The following is an 18,075-nucleotide window of genomic DNA, read 5'->3' as shown; positions in this document are numbered from 1 at the left end:
GTGACGCAGCGCAAGTGGCACGGGCGGGACCGCCTCCGGCGGGCGTATTTTCAAAGAGAAGAAGCGAAAGGCGAGGCGCTGGCTTTCATGCGCGGCCTGTGCACGGGCTCAGCGCAGGGCAAACACCGTATGCAGCGCGCGGCCCACGGCCACCGACAGCACGGACATATGGGTCTCGCCCGCGTATTCCTCGAAGCGCAGGGTGAGTTCGGGAAATCGCGCCAGTGCCGCATGCATCTCTCGGGCCGCCTCGAGCGTGCGGTGCCGCAGCAGGGCGGCGCGGCGCGCTTCGGCCTCTTGTGCATCTTCGGGGCGGGCCAGAAACGGCGCCAGCCGCGATCCCTCCCATTCCCCGGCCGAAAGGTGAACCGTCAGCGACCGCCCCGCCGGCGCAAAGCGCTCGAGATGGCGCAGCAGAAAGCTGTCTTCCCAAGTGATCGACGGGCTGGCGGCGATCCAGTGACTGAAGGCCTCGGGCCGGGTGAACATCAGCCACAGCGCAAAGAGCCCGCCAAAGGAATGCCCAAAGAGACCGCGGCGGCTGGGATCGAGGATCACCCCCTGCTCCGTCAGGAAGTCGCGCAGGTCTTCGAGAAGAAAGCGCGCCATCTCGGCGCCGCCGCCGGTCCGGACCTCGGGCGTGCCCGGCCAGAACGGCGGATAGGTGGCGCCCGGCGGCGGACCGAGGTCCCAGCTGCGCCGCAGCGGATCAAAGGCCGCTTCTGTCGGATAGCCCACCGCGATCAGCACGCCCGGCCCAAGGTTGCTTGCGGCGGGATAGGCCGATTGCGCCCGCATCGCGTCGACCGCCGTGGCGATGACCGCATTGCCATCGGTCAACACCAGCGAAGGCCAGCCGCGTTTTGGCATCTCTCCGGGCGGGACCCAGAGGAACACCCGGCGCAGCGCGCCGCTCACCCTGTCGCGCAGGTCGTACCAGCGCGTCCCAGCCACAAGGGCCTGCCCCTCGGCAACCAGCGCGCCGGTCATCGCCGCGCCCCCCGAACCGCCGGTTTGCGCATTTTGCGCGAAATGAGCTTAAAATCGTGTCTTTCTGGCATCGCCAGAAGCGTGCCGAGAGGTGTTTCACGCATTTTCGGCCACTGAGCCCTTCCGCTTGAAATTTTAACTTAGTAATATAGTAAGAAATAGCTATGCCAAGACCCAGAGCGCGCGTCAGCCGCGCGCTCCAACCTCAGCCAGCCGACCTTCCCACCAAAGACCGATAGGTACCGCTGGATGACCCCCTTCTCCCTCACCCGCGCCGGTGCGGCTGCGCGCCGCAATGTTCTTCGCGCAAATCCCCGGGTTCTGCTGCTGGCCAGCACCGCGCTGATGCTGCCGATTGCCGCCGTCGCACAGGATGGCGACACCCCCTTTGAGCTGCGCCCGATCCAGCTTGGCATCGCCGATGATGACGCGGCGACGACGGTGGCGCAGCAGACCACCGCCAGCACCAAGACCACCGCCGATATTCTCGACACCCCCGCCTCGGTCTCGGTGGTCACCTCTGCCGAGATCGCCAAACGCGGCGCGCAGAACCTCGAGCAGGTGATTGGCTACACCGCAGGCGTGTCGGTCAACGAATGGGGCGGCGACGACCGCTACGACGGCTTCCGCATCCGGGGCTTCGATCTCACGTCGCTTGGTCTGCTCTACCGCGATGGCCTGCCGCAGCGCGGCGCTGGCTGGACCTACGCGCGCCGCGAGCCCTATGGCATGGAGCGGGTCGAGGTGCTTAAGGGTGCCAACTCCTCGCTCTTTGGTCTCAGCGCGCCGGGCGGGCTGATCAACGCCGTCTCGAAGACCCCGAAGAGCTATCGCTTTGGCGAGATTTACAGCACCCTCGGCGCGGATCATGCGGAGCTCGGCTTCGACATGGGCGACACGCTGACCGAAGACAGCACCCTGTCCTACCGGCTGACCGGCAAATGGCAGGACAGCGAATATTCCTACGACCACTCCAACGACGACCGCGCCTATCTGCAGGGCGGGCTCACCTGGCGTCCGACCGAGGCGACCACGCTCACCCTGCTTGCGGAGTACAACAAACGCGAGGGCGTGCCGGGCAACGGCATCCCCTCGGGCTATGGCATCGACCGCGACACTTTCCTTGGCGAGCCCGAGTTCAACGAGATGGACTCGGTTGAACGCAGCATCGCGCTGCAGTTCAGCCATGACTTCGGCGGCGGGCTGAGCCTGCGCTCCAATGCGCGCTACAGCCTGTTTGATCTCGATTACGAGCAGGTCTACGGCGCCAGCCCCACGGACCCGGATGCGGCGCGCTCTGCCTTTGCCGTCTACAGCGACAGCGCGCAATTCGCGATGGACACCGCGTTGCAGTATGAGACCGAGCTCGGCGGCGCGCAGAGCCGCACGCTGCTGGGTGTCGAATACAGCCATATCACCGTCGACGAGGATGATTTCTTCGGCACCGTTGAGGGCATCGACGTGAACGATCCCGATTACTGCGACAGCGCCTGCACCATCTCGCTCGTGCCCTATTACGACTGGACCCCCGAGCAGACCAACAGCGCGCTTTACCTGCAGGAAGAGCTGACCTGGGGCCAGTGGATCGCCACCGCCGGACTGCGCAAGGACTGGATCGATTTTGACGTCGAGGATCACCTCGCGGATACGACCACCGAGGAAAGCTATGAGCATGTCTCGGGGCGTTTTGGTCTGACCTATAAGATCACCCCCGAACTGGCGATCTACGGCAATTACTCCGAGAGCTTCTCGCAGGATGTCTGGGGCCTTGGCAGCGAGCCAACCGAGGGGACGCAATATGAGGTCGGGGTGAAATACCGCCCCGAGGGCACCAATGCGCTGTTCACCGCCGCGCTGTTTGATCTGACGCAGACCAATGTGTCGACCGCCGTAAGCCCGACCGAATACCGGCAGATCGGCGAGATCGGCGTGCGCGGCCTCGAGTTGGAGGCCAAGCTGGACGTCACCGAACGCTTTGGCCTGCTCGCGTCCTACTCCTACTGGGATGCCGAGATCCGCGAAGACGGGATCGTCGGCAATGAGGGCAACCGCCCTGCCCGCACGCCCGAGCATCTTGCCTCGATCTGGGCCGACTACACGATCCCCGGCAGCGGCGCGCGCGGCGACATCGATCTCGGCGCTGGCATCCGCTACGTCGGCAGCACATGGGGCGATGACGCCAACACCGTCGAGAATGACGCCTACACGCTGGTCGACGCATCGGTTGGCTACGCGCTGACCGAGGATCTCGACCTCAACCTCAACGTCAGCAACCTCTTCGACGAGGATTATGTGACCACCACCTACTATGGCACCGACTATTACGGCGATGGCCGTACGGTGACCGCGACGCTGAAATACAGCTGGTAAGCGTCACGGCCGGACCGCCCCACAAACGCCGGGCGGTCCCGATCCTGCGCCCCCTTTGCAAGGAGCCCTCATGACCCGGCCACGCGCTCTTCTGTCCCGACGCGGCTTTCTGTCCTCAAGCGCCTGCCTGCTCGCCACGCCCGCGCTTGCGGCCACCGGATCCGGGCTGCGGTTCGACAATGTCTACGGCGAGACGCAGCTGCCCGCCCCGGCAAAGCGCGTCGTCTCGCTTGGCTACAACACCCATGATGCGCTGCTGGCGCTTGGCGTCGTCCCCGTCGGCATCCGCTATTGGTACGGCGACTATCCCTATGGCGTCTGGCCTTGGGCACAGGACTTGCTGGGCAGCGCGCAGCCCACGGTGATGACCGGCGAGGTTTCGATCGAGACCGTGGCCAGCCTCACCCCGGATCTCATCGTCGCCAGCGGCTCGGGCATCTCGCAGGACGAATACGCGCTCCTGTCGCAGATCGCCCCGGTACTGATGCAGGATCCGGCCTATTCCACCTACGGCAGCCCTTGGGACGTGGAACTGCAGCGGATCGCCCGCGCCACCGGAACCGAAGATCGGGCGAAACAGCTCCTCGCGCAGGTCCGTGAACGGTTCACGACTTTCCGCGAGGCGCATCCCGACTGGCAGGGCCAGAGCGCGGTCTGCGCGTGGCATGACGGTGGCCAGACCGGCGCCTTCATGGGCGGCGACACCCGCGCGCAATTCCTTGCAGAGCTGGGGTTCCGCCCGCCCGAGCGCCTGCAGCAGATGCAGGTGATCGACGGGTTCTACACCGCGCTCTCGCCCGAGGATCTGTCGCCCATCGACGCCGATCTGCTGATCTGGATTTCCTCGGACGAGCGCGCCTCTGACATCGCCAGCCTCGCCATGCGCCGCACGCTCAGCGCCTATGCCGAAGGCCGCGAGGTGTTTTGCAACGAGCTTTTGGCCGGGGCGCTGTCCTTCGGCAGCGTGCTGTCGATGCCCTTCGCCCTCGATCGGCTCGGCCCGGAATTCGCCGCCGCCCTCGACGGCGACCCAACGACCGCCGTGCCGACGGCACAGGCGGCGGGTCTGCTGCCCTAGCCCTTGCGGTCTGTCTCCGGAAACTTCGGGCATTCGCGGAAAATCCGCGCCTTGCAGGTCCGGCAGATCTCGGGATCAACATCCGGCACCACGCGTGCCAGCGCGTCGCGTTTGGACAGATGGATGTGGTCGCGCCCGAGCGATTTGAAGACCTCGAACCGCGCGAGCTTCTCGAAAGAGGTCAGCGTCAGCAGCTTGATGTGCAGCGCCCCGCCAAGCGCCTTGCGCCGCTCGGACTGCTCGACCAGCAGTTCGGCGGCGGGAAGGTCTATCTCGCCGCTGCCCGCTATGCTGAACAGCACGTGCTTCTGGCTTGGCCGTTCCAGTTCGAAGCGGCGGAATTCGCGGCGGATCGCCTCGACCGTGCCAAAGTAAAACGGCCCCTCAAGCATGGCGATCATCAACTGCGGGCATTCGTCGAGATGATACAGGCGCGCCGAGCGGATCACCCGCCCTTCGGTCGAGGGGTCGGGGGCGGAAATGGCGATGATCGGGCTGGCCGTGCGGCGCAGGAACAGAAACAGCGACATCATCACGCCGACGTAGATCGAGAACTCCAGATCGACGATCACCGTGGTCGCGAAAGTGACCAGCGCAATGGCCGTCTCAGAGGTTGAATGGCGGATCAGATGCGCGATTTCCCTCAGGTTTATCAGCCGCCAAGCAACCAGCATGATCACCCCGGCCATGCCCGCGATTGGCACTTCGGCAAAATAGGGCGCGACAAGCAGCAGGATCGCCGCAAGGAAGGCCACGCAAAACAACATGGACAGCGGCGTCTTGGCCCCAGCCTCAAAGTTCACACCAGAGCGCGTGAAGGAAAAAGTCGAAGGGTAGCACTGGAAAAACGCGCCGCCGATATTCGAAAGCCCCTGCCCCACGAACTCGCGGTTGCCGTCGATCATCTGACCGCTTTTCGAGGCCAACGCACGCGCCACAGACATCGCCTCAAGCAGTCCCACCACGCCGATGGCCAGCGCGCCCGGCGCGGCGCAGCGGCCAGCGCGGGGCGACGGGCCCGGTCGCATAGAAGAAACTTTCCAGCGCGATACAGGCGGCCCCATAGGCACCGGCGGGATCGGTAAAGCGCGCACGCTCGATCCGCAGGTTGTTGCGCTGCTGCGGCATCACCCTGCCGGGCAGCTCTTCGCGCAGCCGCGAGACGAAGGCCTCTGGCGCGCCGCTGAGATCGCCACCAAGGACGATCATTTCAGGTCCCAGCAATGTCACCGTGGTTCCCAGCGCCAGCAGAAACGCCTCGCTCACCTTGTCCCACTCCGGGTGGTTCATGGCCGCCGACAGCAGGGCGCTGCGCGACAGCTCCGGATTGCCGACCAGCGCGCGCAGCGGCTCTTCGGAAAAGAACCGCTCAAGACAGCCCCGCCCGCCACAGCGGCACGGACGTCCGCCCGGCTCCACCACCACATGCCCGATCTCGACGGCGCTGCGCCGGCCCATAGGGCCGGTCTGCGCATAGCCCGCGCCGATGCCTTTGCCGAGCAGCAGGTAAAGCAGGCTCTCCGCCTCTTTGCCCACGCCATAGCAGCATTCGGCCAGCGCCAGCGCGGTGGCGTTATGTTCAACGACCGCTGGCAGGCCAAGCTCGGCCTCGAACGCATCGGCAAAATGCACATCGTGCCATCCGGTCAGAATGGAATGGGTGTTCACCCGCCTGGTTTCATCGACACTGCCGGGCACGCCGATGCCAACGCCAAGGATCCGGTCAGCGGGCACCGCGCTCCGGGCGATCAGCCCCCGCGCAAGTTCTGCGATCCGCGCCACAAGCGCGTCGGTCGGCTCGCTCAGATCATAGGCAAGCGTCTCGGTCAGGCTCAGAGACAGCGACACATCCGACAGGGCCACATGCACCTGCCTTGCCCCAAGGTGAATGGCGAGCACATAGCGGCACTCTGAATTGATTTCGACGGTGACCGGCGGGCGCCCGATGGCCGCAGCCTCCGAGGCACTGCCCTCGCGGATGATCCCTTCGAGACGCATCTGCGCAGTGATCTTTGTGACACCCGCCGACGAGAGCCCGGTCTCGCGCGTCAGGTCGGCCCGTGACATCGGGCCTGCGTCTCGAAGACGGGTCAGAATCTCTCCGGCGGCGGTGCGTGTCATGTCTCTCTCCCTTACTTATCTTACTAAGTAAACTAACTACCACGCGTCAATGACTATCTCTGACTCTGTTTGTGTCAAAAGCGTGATTTACGCCTGCAAAAAACTTCTTAAGTCATTGTCTGGAAATGGAATTGTTGGTTGTTTTGGGAATCTGGGGGGATTTCGGAAGGTCAGCGCCGCGTTTCAGTCCCACAGACCGCGCTGACGGAGCCTTGCCCAGCGTCTTGCCCTGCGTATTGCCCCGCGATCAGCCACCCTGCCCAAGGACGTCCGGTCACCCTGCCCTGCGCTGATCGCCGGTCGTCCAACGCTCTCGGCGGCTTTCTGGCTTTGTACTGTCAGTGTGAGGCGCGGTCTCGTCGTAGCCGCTCAGGCCAGACCCAGACAAAATCATCAGCGGCGCCAGAGGCGCGGATGATCGGACACAGAGCAGGCATCACCCGTTCGACGCCTGCGCATTTGGTATGCGAGCCCATGGCCCGGCTTAGGCTCGCTTGCGGATCAGGACCAGACCGTCCAGCCGTCGCGCGCTCCGTGGCCGAAAAGTTCAAGGAACGGCCCCCAGCTGCAACGCTCGATGATATGGTATTGCGCGTCGGGCTTGCCGCTCTCTCCGGTTTGGCCAACAGCCGCAGGCGGAATGAAATTCACCGTGCTGCGCGCCGGCGCCAAGGTGCGAACGTTCTTGCCGCGAATACCGAAAAGCAAAAGCGCCGTCGTGTCGGCGAAGACCTCGCCGTCGTCGATCTGAAGCTGGGCCTCGTCGGTGGCCGACTTTTGCCACACGATGTTGCTCGTGTATTTGAAGCCCCAGGACTGCAGCACTTTCATGCCCTCGGGCAGACGTGCATTCGGAACCCAAAGATAGCAATGCGCCCGATCTTCCATATGGTCAGCGACCGGCAGAGCGCAGATTTCTTCAAACCTTTGCGCTAGAGGCTTGCCCGCCGGATTGGCCCGAAATGGGTCCGCAAGGACGCAACCAAATTTCTGGCCGTCAAGGAAAGCGTTCAGGTCTGCGGCGGCACTGGCGCTGGCGGTCTCGGTCATTGTCGTATCCTTGTTTCGCGGGTTGGGTATCTGCGGAATCGCGGTGGAAGTCGACCCATCAATCCAATTGCCTTGCGTCGCGAGAGTTCACAGCTGTGAACCTTCACGCGGCGCGGCGATCGAGGGCCATGACCATGCGGCTTGCCGAGAACGTCCCTTCGCGCGCCTTGCGGGTCAGATGGCGAAGGTAGCCGCCGGGATTGCGAATGTCTGAGAACCTCTGAAGCATCGCACAAAGCGTCGCCGCGGCCTGTTCCGGGCCCATGGCTTTCTTGGCGTCGGTCCAAGCAGAGTCTGAAATGCCTGTCATGGGTCTGATCTTCTCGGCAGCTCTGACCAGACTGTGCCAGTCGTGGATGGGATCTGGGGTGAATACCGCGATTTCAGAGCAGGTGTTCAGGATCAGGCGCAACGGTGGCGGAGGCACTTCCCGTTTCTCGGCAGAGTCGGGTGCATCGTCAGAGGTGGCGCAAGGCTCTTCTGCAGTCGAAGTCTCGATTACAGGGGATTCAGAGTCATAAGAGTCTTCTTGTGACTTCTGTTGATGCTGCTCATTCTGGGCGGCACTGGTGCTCATTTCGGGCGTTTCGAAGTCCAACAGACGGGTCGCGCGGGTGACGGCCTCGTGCAGAGTCTGGCCGATTTTTTCGAGCTCTTCGCGGTCGAGTTGGCGGCGCAGGTCGCGGGCGGTCAGCCGCGCAAGGTCAGAGAAGGCATCCCAAGGGCCTTGGACCTGTTCGGCTCTGCCAAGGTCGGCAAGCGCGGCAAGGTCACGGCGCAGCAGGCTGGCGGTGTCGCGGAGGGCTTTGATCTGCGCGGCGTGCTCGCGGGCTTCGGAGGCGCGTTCCGCGATTTCGGCGGCACGGTGGAGCAGGGGGCTGAGATCAAAGCCGAAAGCGATCTTTTGACCGGAAACGCGGCGCGCGTACCGTTTACCGTTGGGGCTGTCGCGGCGGATGAGGAGCCCGGCCGCAACCAGCCGCGCGAGATGCCGCCGCATGGTGGAGTTCGGCATACCGTTCGCGCGGGCGCAGATCGTCTCGTTGGAGGGATGAATGACCAACCCCTGCGCGGCGTCGAGCCGGGCCTCGGGATGAAAGCTCAGAAGCGCCTGCAGCAAGGTGATGTCACGGTCCGACAAATCGAAGCTTTTGCGCGCGGTGGTCAGATCGCGAAGGATTTGCCACTTGTCGATGGCGCAGGGGGCATTGCTGGCCGAGGGCCGCGCTCGGACAGAGGCCAGAACAGCCTCTGCCGATCGCCCAAAAGGCGTGATGGGGTGATAACCCATGTTTTCTATTCACGAAGACAAAAAATACCCGTGCCGCGAATCGATTTCGACTTGCGGACAATGGCTCCGGACACTACCTTGAGGGTGCTAAGAACAAGTCAGGGTCTCGTGGAGCAAATGCTTTGCGGGGCTCTTTCTTTGTCGGCTCGTGCCTCCTATCTCTTTGTCATCGTTGACTGCTCAGTCTTCCGCGCGGTTTTTCCAGCGCGCGTGAAGCTCTTCGAAGACGCCCTGCGCTTCGGACTCGATCCAGTCCGCGAAACGGGGGTCATCCAATTCCATGTTCAGCCCTTTGGCGGTGCGCTTGAGCGTTCCGGCCTTGCGCCCATCGGCCACCAGCGTCTGACGGCGTGGTTTTTCGGCCACTTTGGGTTTTGCTGCGGCGGGACGGGCAGGGGCGGGGGCCAGATGGCCCATCACCGCCTCGAAGGCGGCGACAGAGACATCTTCGGGCGGGGTCCGGCCATGGACCACATCGACCTGAGCCCGGGTGTGTATGTCATCGGCGAGCTTGGCCAATTCGTCGCGGTCCGCACCGGTCTCTTCGATGGCGCGCGCCATCGCCTCCCAGCGGGGACGGCCGATGCCATGGGCGGCACCGATGGCGGTCGCCAGATCGCGGCCGATCATCTCGGCCACGGACAGGGCCATGGAGACCGACGATTTGGTGACGGTCAGCACTTCGGCCACTTGGCTTTGGTTGCCGAACCCGCTTTCGACCAGTTCGCGGGCAAAGAGCGCCTTTTCGATGAACGACAGATCGCGCCGCGCCATGTTCTCGGAGATCTGCGCGGTCATGGCGTCGCGCTCGTCGAGCGAGGCCACCAATGCGCGGACCTTGGTGACCTTGTCAGAGGCGCGGATCGCTTCGAGGCGGCGGCGGCCATAGACGAGCAGATAGCGCCCGTCTTTTTCAGGGTCGCGGCGCACGAGGATCGGCACGGTCTGGCCATTGGCCTCGATCGCGTCGCGCAGATCATGCACATCCGACGGGTCGAGACGGTCGCGGGTGCGGGTGTCTTCGATCTGCGTCGGATCAAGCTCCCAGACGCGATGGCTGTCGACCGCATCGCGGGCCGAGCGAAGCGCCCGGTTGGTGGTCATCATCGGCGAGCCGGTCCCCGCCTGTTTGCCCGCAGCCGCAAGGCTGTCGAGCATGGACATGCGTTTTTTGCGTGTGTCGCTCATCGGTCAGATCCTCAATTTCCCCACATCGTCCGCAGCGCGGCGCCTCAGCGTCCCCATGTTTTCTGGATCAGCGCGGCGATCTCGTCGTTGACCGCGTTGAGGCTTTCGAGCGCGCGGTCGTAGGTGGCGCGGGTGAAGGCGCTGCGGTCGACCTCGTAAAGCGTCTGCTTGGTGAGGCCCGCGTCAGAGATGGCGGTGGATTTCAGCATTGGTGCGTTCAGCACCTTCTCGGCGTACATGGTGCGCAGGAAGGCGACGATGCGGTTCTGCGGCGCGTCGGTCGGCTCGTAGCGGGTGAGCAGGTAGCGCATCCAGTCGTGTTTCATGTTGGCGCCGCTTTCCGCGATCACATCCATGAGGTCGGCGGTCATGCGCAGGAACTGCGACATGGACATCACGTCGAGCATCTCGGGGTGGATGGTGACCAGCACGCCGGTGGCGGCGGAGAGCGCCGACATGGTCAGGAAGCCCAGCTGCGGCGGGCAGTCGATCACCACCACGTCGTAGCGGTCGTCGACCTGCTCGAGCGCTTCCTTGACCCGGAAGAAGAAGAGCCCGGCATTGCCCTGCGCCAGCGCGCGGGGGGTTTCATGCTCGAATTCCATCAGCTCGAGGTTGCCCGGAATCAAATCGAGGCCGGGGATATAGGTCGGGCGGATGATCTCGGTGATCGGCACCGGATCGTCATAGCGGATGGCGTCATAGAGCGTGCCGCCGTCGGTCAGGTCAAACTCGGGCTGGACGCCGTGCAGGGCAGTGAAAGACGCCTGCGGGTCGAGGTCGATGGCCAGAACGCGGTAGCCCAGAAGGGCAAGGCGCTGCGCGAGATGCGCACTGGAGGTCGTCTTTCCCGAGCCGCCTTTGAAGTTCATCACGCCGATGACCTGCAGGTGATCGCCATCGCGGCGTCCGGGCAGGTAGTCGCCGGGCTTGCGGGCGGTTTTCTCTAGCAGGATGCGCAGCGCGTGGATGTCATGCACCGAATAGAGCCGGCGGTTGCCGGGGGTCAGCTCGGGCGAGGGGCCCTTGCCGTCCAGATGCAGTTTGCGCAGGTAAGAATCATTTACCCCGAGGAGCGCGGCGGCTTCCCCGGAGGTGAATTTGCGCATTTCCTTCGACGCGTCGGGCGGAAACAGGCTTTCGGCCTGAGCATGGAGCTGCGCCGTAAGCCGTTCGGAATGCTCACGAATAACCGAGTTCAGGTCTTCGTCTTCTGTGGTATCGTGCATAGGCGCGGTATCCTGCTCACTGTCTTGCCTCGATGCCTCGCGCTGCCCCGTTGGACGTCTTCGGCGTCCTATCGTGTTCACGGTTTTTGGCGTGTTCCGGCTCTTTTTCGTGACTATTGCCGAAGGGACGCGAGTCGCGCAAGAAGTTTTCCACAATGATCAGTGGCATGGCCCTTGTTGTGCGGCGAGATTGACCGAGGTCTGTGCGGCGAGATTGACCGAGGTCTGCGCGGCGGGACTGACTGCGGCAGGGGAGGGGGCTCCACCGCGGCGGGTCCCTGTGGATAACTTGCAACATCCGCTTTCAGAAAGATCGCGCAACCTGAATACCTTTTCGTGAACGCCGGGACGCGCCTTAGCCTTGGTGGATGGGGAACAGGTGAGACAGGGAGTGTAGTATGAAGAGGATCGTGGCACTTTCGATGATCCTGGCGCTTGGCGCGTGTGAGAATGCATCGTTCAGCGACCGGACATTGTCGACGAAGGACACCTCGAGCCTGAGCTTTTATCCGGATGATCAGCTTTTGGTGTCGGCCAAGATGCAGTTCCGGGACGGCAATTATGGTAAATCTTACAAGATGTTCAAAGAGGCGCTGGACGTGGTGCCCGACGACACGGCGGCGTGGCTGGGCTTTGCCGCAAGCTCGGATATGCTGCGGCAGTTCGAACGTTCGGATTACGCCTACCGCCGCCTTCAGCCGGTGATCGGCCATCGCGTCGAGTTCCTGAACAACTACGGCTACTCGATGCTGCTGCGCGGCGAGCTGGTGGCTGCGCGGAAGTACTTCCTTGCCGCCTACGAGAAGGATCCCTCCAACCCGGTCACGGCGAACAATCTTGAACTTCTGCGCAACTCGGTGAACTCGCCGAAGCGCGCGCCCGGAGACCTGCGCGGCCTCTGATCGCGACCGCTATGGAGATGATCTCGACAGGTGCGCAATGGGCCGCCATCGGTCTGCTTGGCTGGGTGGCGGTCTATGACGCGCGGCATTTCCGCATTCGAAATGCCGAAGTGCTGATCATGCTCGCCCTCTACGTGCTGGCGCAGGGGGCGCTTTTGTTTCCGACCTTCCTTGGCGATCTGCTCGCGGGCGGCCTGCTGTTCGGGATCGGCTTTGTGATGTGGCTGCTTCGCGGGCTTGGGGCAGGGGATGTGAAGCTGATGCTTCCGCTGGGCATGATGCTGGGCGTATCGGGGCTGCTGCCCTTTGCGGTGCTGCTTATGGTGCTGTCTGTGCTGCTGTATCTGCTGATCGTCATCGCGCGGGCCTGCCGGGCAGAACGGGGGCTTTGGGGCTGGTTCGCCCGGCGCAAGACCGAGGGGCGGATCCCCTATGGCGTGATACTCGCCCTTTCCGCGATTCCGGTCATCTACATACAATCAACTTTGAATATTTGAGATTTCCGGAAACTGCGTTAAGGTATTCTGGCTTTTTAATGTGATCTTTTGCCATGAGTTCTGGCCCGACGGTGTTGGTTACCAGTGCAGAAAGGTGAATATGTTTAATGGTTTCCGCAGCGCTGAGGATGGATTCGTCTTCGTATTTTCGCTGCTGCTTTTGCCAGTTTTTCTTGGCTTCGGGCTGATTCTCTTTGACATCAGCCGCGGCAACAACGCCCATGGCGACCTTCAGGCCGCTGCCGACGCTGTCGCACTGGCCGGGGCGCGCGAGCTTGATGGCGGCGCCGATGCGCTGGTCCGGGCGCGCACCGCGATGGCGGAGCTCGACAACTCGGTGTCGCTGCTGCGCTTTGCCAGCACCACGCCGATTTCGCTAATCTACAACGAGACCGATGCGCCCTTCCTCGTCCGGTTCCTAAGCGAGATTCCAGAGCTCGACACGACGCCGATCGACGCGGCATGGCTCAATTCCTATCAGACGGCCGACCCGGCCGAGGCGCAATATGTCTATGTTCAGGCGCAGTCTTCGGACCTCGAGACGCTGTTTGCCCGCGCGCTGGAACTGGTGACCGGAGGGGTGCCGGTGGCCGCCGTCGCGGTGGCGAAATCCGAGTCCGCGGCCTGCGACATCCCGCCGGTCTTTATCTGCAACCCGTTCGAATATGACGCGCTTGGCCAATATATCGGCGATGGCCTGCAGACCGCGTTCCAGCGCGGCGACCTGCACGGGCGCCTGATTCGTCTGCATCCGGCGGGGAACGAGACGCCGATGCCGGGGAATTTCGGATTTCTCGACGTGAGCGCGGCGGATGTGTCCACCGAGGCGAGCCCGACCGGCGGCGCAAGATCGATCAACGACTATTTTGCCGGGCGGCGGAACCAGACCTGCTATTCTTCGGAGCGGGTGACCACGAAGCCGGGGGCCAGCAACTCTATCCGCACGGGGATCAACACAAGGTTCGACATGTTCGGCGGGGCCTATGGGTCTGGCAGCGTGAACGGCCAAGAGCCGTTTGACGTGCGCACGGCGCTGAACGTGCGCAAAGGAATCTTGCCGCCAAGCCAGGGCGCAAACGTCAATGACTGCGTCATGAACGGCAACACGGTGAGCAATCAGGCGGTGATCGGCGACGATCACGTCTGGACGCCGGGCGTCGGTTTCAACGCCAATGGTGTTACCGACTACGCCTATGGTCTGCCCGACAATCTTTCCATGGCATCGCCCGCCACCGGCGGCTCGGTCACCAGCGAAGACGTGGCGGGGGCCTATATCGGCAGCGGCGCATGGAGCGCGCAGACCTATCTTGACCGGAACTACGGAAGCCTTGCGCCCGATTATGCCGATATTCCCAGCTCGTTCCCCGGAACGGTCGAGGGCTATTCGGGGCCGGGCACCACCGGGGCCTCGCGCTATGATGTCTATGAGTACGAGCTTGGGACCGAAGTGACCGTCGACGGCGAGGCGATGCAGCTTTACGAGGTGCGCGCGCCGGGCGATCCATCGGTCACCAATCCCACGCCCAACGGCGAAAGCGGGGGCGCGCTGTGCCACCCGGACAATGTGGTGAGCGCCGAGCTGCCGGACCCACGTGTTCTGGTCGCGGCGATCATCGACTGCGGCGAGAACGCTGACGAGACCGGACGCAGCGAGCTGCCGGTGAACAGCTATGCCAGCATCTTTATGACACGTCCGATGATGAGCTATGCGCCCGGCGTCGATATGACGATCGACGTCGAGATCATCGATATCACCGGATATGGCGGCAATGGGACGCTGGAGACCTTTATTCGGCAGGAATCGATTCTGGTCCGCTGATATTCGGATTCGCTTTGGGAGGGGCGAATTATTTCAATTGCCTATATCAAAACACACCCGGTGGTTGAGTTTCCCTCAATTAATGCGCCAATTATGAACTGAGCGCGCCTCGATATTGTCTGTGAATCAGCGACAAAATATAAGACTCATCTTTATAGTCGCATGTTCACATTGTTTGATAAAAAAGCCTTTACGCACCGAAAATATTGTGGCAGGTTTTTGTTCATAGGGCGGCGATTTTATGACCCCCTCATACCTGAATGACCTTTAACGATCTTGCGCCATTTTAACGCGCATATTTTTGGAGAAAGACATGTTTGCACGTTTGAAAATGACTTCCGTTTTCGCCAAGGATTTCGCCCGCCGCCTCCGCGATGAGGACGAGGGTCTGGCGCTCACCGAATACCTCGTCGTTCTGGGCCTGATGATCGGTGGCGTGATTTTCGCCGTCATGCTGTTCGGCCTGAACCTGAACCTTGCATGGTCGCAATGGGCCGACTGGCTTGCGGACAGCCTCTATGTTGACGGCTCCACCGTTACCGCTGCGACCACCACCGAGCCCACCGCTCCGACGCAGTGATCTAAGGCTCTTTCGAGCAAACCCGATGCGGCGCCAATACTTCAGCAGTCATTGCGCCGCATCGGGCAACCCGAAAAGAACAAGTTTCCCGGCGGCCATGCTTTAGGGCCGCCATGGCGGTTTACCTATCGCTTTGGTTTTTAAAGCAAAGGCATTTTTCTTCAGGAGAAGTCCCATGCGTTTCTCGGTAGTTCTGAGTTTCTTTGTCGCGATCGCGCTTGCCGCACTGGCCGTTTTCGGAACGCGCGGCTGGCTGAACGAGCAGCGCCTCCTGTTGATGTCCTCCGACAGCGAGCCAGCGGTTGCAGCCCCCGAAAACACCATCGTCGTCGCGGCCGAGCCGATTTCTTTCGGTGAGCGCCTGAGCCCCGTCAAGCTCCGCGAAATCGCCTGGAGCAGCGACATCATCCCCGAGGGCGCCTTTACCTCGGCGGAGGCTCTGGTCGCCGATGACAGCGACGAGAACGCGCGGTTCGCGCTGACCACCATGTCGGTGGGCGAGCCGATCCTCGCCAGCAAGATCACCATGCCCGGCCAGCGCGCGAAACTGTCGACCGCGCTCAGCCCGGGAATGAAAGCCATCTCTATTCGTGTGAACGATGTATTGGGTGTGGCCGGATTTGTTCTTCCCGGAGATCGTGTTGACGTATTGCTGACCCGCCGTAATACCGGCGAGGGGTCCTATGTCGATGTTTTGCTTCAAGGTGTTCGGGTCTTGGCAATTGACCAGATCGCCGATGAGTTGAAGGATAAACCCAGCGTTGTGCGGACGGTCACTTTCGAGGTGAATACATCCGAAGCGCAAAAGCTGGTTCTGGCAGGAAATGTCGGCACGCTTTCTTTGGCGCTGCGCAATGTTGCCTCGAACGATGTCGAGAGCAATGAGAGAATTACGCTTTCCGATCTGTCGGATGTCGACATTGCGGAGGATCTGGTGCCGGTTCCCGTCAAGGAAGTGCCTGACGCGAATTCGCAGCAGCTGGAGGCGATGCAGGTGTTGCTTAAAAGCACGCTTGACGGAATTTCCGACCGGATCAGCAGCGTCGAGGACAAAATTCAGAAGCCAGACCCGGTCGAAGTTGAGAAACTCGTGGAGCGTGTCGTGATCGCACCACCTCCGGCGCCGAAGAAAGCGACGGTGGCTGTGATCCGCGACGGACGACGTGACGAATATAAAGTCCAGCCGGGTTTTGCTGGCTCCCAGGGCGTGACGAGGGGCGAACCGCAACTTCTGACGGTTCAGCTGAAGGAGTAGGCGGGGGAGTGCTGCAGGGCGGAGGGCCGGGCGAGAAAACAGAGCAGCGGGACAAAGTCATGATGTGGTCGAGTTCAATATCGAGGGTGTTGGTTCAAAGTATAAGGACACCAGCGGTTCTCCTTGCGGTCGGGATTATGTCCCTCACCGCGATCCCCGGAGAGCTTGCGGCGCAGAGCCGGGACATCTCCATCGACGATGGCACCGTCTCGAAGGTGGTCCTTGCGCCCAGCACGACCCTCACGGTCAATACCGACGGACCCTTCGCGGATATCGTCATCGGCGACACGAACGTTGCCGACGTTTTCCCGCTGACCGACAATTCGCTCTACATTCAGGCCAAGGCCTCGGGGCTGACCAACGTCACGCTCTATTCCACCGAGAAGCAGCTTCTCGAAGTGATCGACGTGCGCGTGCAGGCGGACTTCAGCGACCTCGAGAATGTCATCCGCCGCACGGTGCCGAGCGCACGGGTAGATGTGCTTAACGTCAACAACCGCATCCGCGTCTCGGGCGTGGTCAAAGACAATGTGGACCGTCAGCGCATTCTGCAGATCGCGGCGCAATATTCGACGGACCCGGTGGTGGATGCGATCAAGGTCGCCAGCGCGCAGCAGGTCGAGCTTGACGTGCGTATCCTTGAGGTCGAGCGCAATTCGGGCCGCAGCCTTGGGGTGGACCTGACCGGAACACGCGACGATGGCTCGACAGCCTTTGTCACCAATGGCGCAACCTTCGCGGCGCAGTCGGGCACACCCTTCGGCTCGGCGGTTGGGGAACTGCTCGAGATCTCGGGCTTCCAGATCGACGTGGTGATCAACGCGCTGGAGCAAAAAGGCCTCGCCCGCCGCCTCGCCAACCCCAAGCTGGTGACCACCAGCGGCATCGAGGCCAACTTCGTGGTCGGCGGCGAGGTTCCGATCAGCGTTGCGCAGGTGAACGAGAACGGCACCGCGGTGCAGAGCACCGATTACCGCGAATACGGCGTGCGGCTGAACTTCGTGCCGGTGGTGCTGGACGATCAGCTGATCTCGCTGCGCATCATGCCCGAGGTCAGCGACATCGACCCTTCGGTCACGGTGAACGGCCAGCCCGCCTTCATCTCGCGCAAGGCCGAGACCACCGTCTCGCTGCGCAACGGTCAGAGCTTTGCCATCGCCGGTCTGCTGCAGGCGAACAATGCGCGCAGCGTCGATCAGGTGCCGTGGCTGGGGCAGATCCCGGTGCTGGGCACGCTGTTCAGCTCGCGCAGCTTCGAAAAGCGCGAGTCCGATCTGGTGATCCTGGTGACGCCGCGTCTGGTGGCGCCGGTGGGTCCGGACACGCCACTGCGCTCGCCGCTCGACAACACCCGCTCGTCCAACGACATCGAGCTTTTCCTGCTCGGCATGCTGGAGGTCGACCGTGACCTGCTGCGCCGCTTCCGCGAGGGCACCGGCGTTGTCGGTCCCTATGGCCACATGATTGATCTGGAGTTCGACGATGCCGTCATTGCAAAGAAGTAAGCCTCTCTTCGCCGCGATCCTTGCGGGTCTGACGCTCTCGGCCTGCGGCTCGGCGGATTACCTGAACAACTGGGACACCTCGGCGGCCCGATCGGGCGATGCCATAATGGCCAATACCGCGATCCAGGAACTCGAGGCATGGCCGCCCGCCGCCTATAAGACCACGGTGGGCTCTGGCGGATGAGCTGACAGATACAAGA

The 18,075-nt window shown here is 62.6% G+C and carries 16 protein-coding genes; 9 read left to right on the top strand and 7 right to left on the bottom strand.

What is annotated here, in order from left to right:
• Positions 1-108: 108 nt before the first annotated feature.
• Positions 109-990, bottom strand: coding sequence for an alpha/beta hydrolase (locus tag G0A00_RS17665; RefSeq protein ID WP_164183000.1), 882 nt, complete (start codon positions 988-990; stop codon positions 109-111).
• A 249-nt stretch (positions 991-1,239) separates the two neighbouring features.
• Between G0A00_RS17665 and G0A00_RS17660 the strand changes: the two genes are divergently transcribed.
• Together G0A00_RS17660 and G0A00_RS17655 are read left to right on the top strand one after the other, a co-directional pair.
• Positions 1,240-3,360, top strand: a complete 2,121-nt coding sequence (locus G0A00_RS17660) for a TonB-dependent siderophore receptor (protein WP_164182999.1) — start codon at positions 1,240-1,242, stop codon at positions 3,358-3,360.
• Between the two features lie 70 nt (positions 3,361-3,430).
• Positions 3,431-4,438: an iron-siderophore ABC transporter substrate-binding protein gene (locus G0A00_RS17655; RefSeq protein ID WP_164182998.1), complete on the top strand. Its 1,008-nt coding sequence runs from the start codon at positions 3,431-3,433 to the stop codon at positions 4,436-4,438.
• Here the strand turns inward: G0A00_RS17655 and G0A00_RS17650 are convergent.
• From G0A00_RS17650 to repA, 6 genes are all read right to left on the bottom strand, one after another.
• A complete protein-coding gene (locus G0A00_RS17650) occupies positions 4,435-5,466 on the bottom strand; it encodes a SulP family inorganic anion transporter (protein WP_164182995.1) in 1,032 nt (343 codons plus the stop codon). The genes G0A00_RS17655 and G0A00_RS17650 overlap by 4 nt on opposite strands.
• Positions 5,387-6,559 (bottom strand): ROK family protein, encoded by a 1,173-nt coding sequence (locus G0A00_RS17645; RefSeq protein ID WP_203595423.1) that lies wholly within the window; start codon positions 6,557-6,559, stop codon positions 5,387-5,389. Before G0A00_RS17645 ends, G0A00_RS17650 begins: the two co-directional genes overlap by 80 nt.
• A gap of 501 nt (positions 6,560-7,060) precedes the next feature.
• Positions 7,061-7,609: an MT-A70 family methyltransferase gene (locus tag G0A00_RS17640; RefSeq protein ID WP_164182993.1), complete on the bottom strand. Its 549-nt coding sequence runs from the start codon at positions 7,607-7,609 to the stop codon at positions 7,061-7,063.
• A gap of 103 nt (positions 7,610-7,712) precedes the next feature.
• Complete coding sequence (gene repC / locus G0A00_RS17635) at positions 7,713-8,900, bottom strand: plasmid replication protein RepC (protein ID WP_164182991.1); 1,188 nt, start codon at positions 8,898-8,900, stop codon at positions 7,713-7,715.
• Between the two features lie 180 nt (positions 8,901-9,080).
• Positions 9,081-10,088 (bottom strand): plasmid partitioning protein RepB, encoded by a 1,008-nt coding sequence (gene repB / locus G0A00_RS17630; protein ID WP_164182989.1) that lies wholly within the window; start codon positions 10,086-10,088, stop codon positions 9,081-9,083.
• Positions 10,089-10,132: 44 nt separating this feature from the next.
• Positions 10,133-11,317: a plasmid partitioning protein RepA gene (repA, locus tag G0A00_RS17625; protein ID WP_164182987.1), complete on the bottom strand. Its 1,185-nt coding sequence runs from the start codon at positions 11,315-11,317 to the stop codon at positions 10,133-10,135.
• A gap of 398 nt (positions 11,318-11,715) precedes the next feature.
• Here repA and G0A00_RS17620 point away from each other — a divergent pair, with 398 nt between their 5' ends.
• The 7 genes from G0A00_RS17620 (at position 11,716) to G0A00_RS17590 (ending at position 18,059) form a co-directional block, all read left to right on the top strand.
• Positions 11,716-12,219 (top strand): M48 family metallopeptidase, encoded by a 504-nt coding sequence (locus tag G0A00_RS17620; RefSeq protein WP_164182985.1) that lies wholly within the window; start codon positions 11,716-11,718, stop codon positions 12,217-12,219.
• A 17-nt stretch (positions 12,220-12,236) separates the two neighbouring features.
• Positions 12,237-12,716 carry a prepilin peptidase gene (locus tag G0A00_RS17615; protein WP_164182984.1) on the top strand — a complete coding sequence of 160 codons (480 nt, stop codon included), beginning with the start codon at positions 12,237-12,239 and terminating at the stop codon, positions 12,714-12,716.
• A 100-nt stretch (positions 12,717-12,816) separates the two neighbouring features.
• A complete protein-coding gene (locus G0A00_RS17610; protein WP_164182982.1) occupies positions 12,817-14,535 on the top strand; it encodes a pilus assembly protein TadG-related protein in 1,719 nt (572 codons plus the stop codon).
• A 313-nt stretch (positions 14,536-14,848) separates the two neighbouring features.
• Positions 14,849-15,115 (top strand): hypothetical protein, encoded by a 267-nt coding sequence (locus G0A00_RS17605; protein ID WP_164182917.1) that lies wholly within the window; start codon positions 14,849-14,851, stop codon positions 15,113-15,115.
• 175 nt (positions 15,116-15,290) lie between these two features.
• Entirely contained in the window at positions 15,291-16,370 is a 1,080-nt protein-coding gene (gene cpaB, locus G0A00_RS17600) for a Flp pilus assembly protein CpaB (protein WP_164182980.1), read from the top strand.
• Between the two features lie 137 nt (positions 16,371-16,507).
• On the top strand, positions 16,508-17,875 hold the full coding sequence (locus tag G0A00_RS17595) for a type II and III secretion system protein family protein (RefSeq protein WP_203595422.1): 1,368 nt from the start codon (positions 16,508-16,510) through the stop codon (positions 17,873-17,875).
• Positions 17,862-18,059 carry a hypothetical protein gene (locus tag G0A00_RS17590; RefSeq protein ID WP_164182978.1) on the top strand — a complete coding sequence of 66 codons (198 nt, stop codon included), beginning with the start codon at positions 17,862-17,864 and terminating at the stop codon, positions 18,057-18,059. The genes G0A00_RS17595 and G0A00_RS17590 overlap by 14 nt, the downstream gene beginning before the upstream one ends.
• Positions 18,060-18,075 lie beyond the last annotated feature (16 nt).

Origin of the sequence: Salipiger sp. PrR002 (genome assembly GCF_010500775.1) — a bacterium.
Classification (GTDB): domain Bacteria; phylum Pseudomonadota; class Alphaproteobacteria; order Rhodobacterales; family Rhodobacteraceae; genus Salipiger.
Note: the sequence above shows the minus strand (reverse complement) of the source record. Positions and strands in the feature narration are given on the sequence as shown.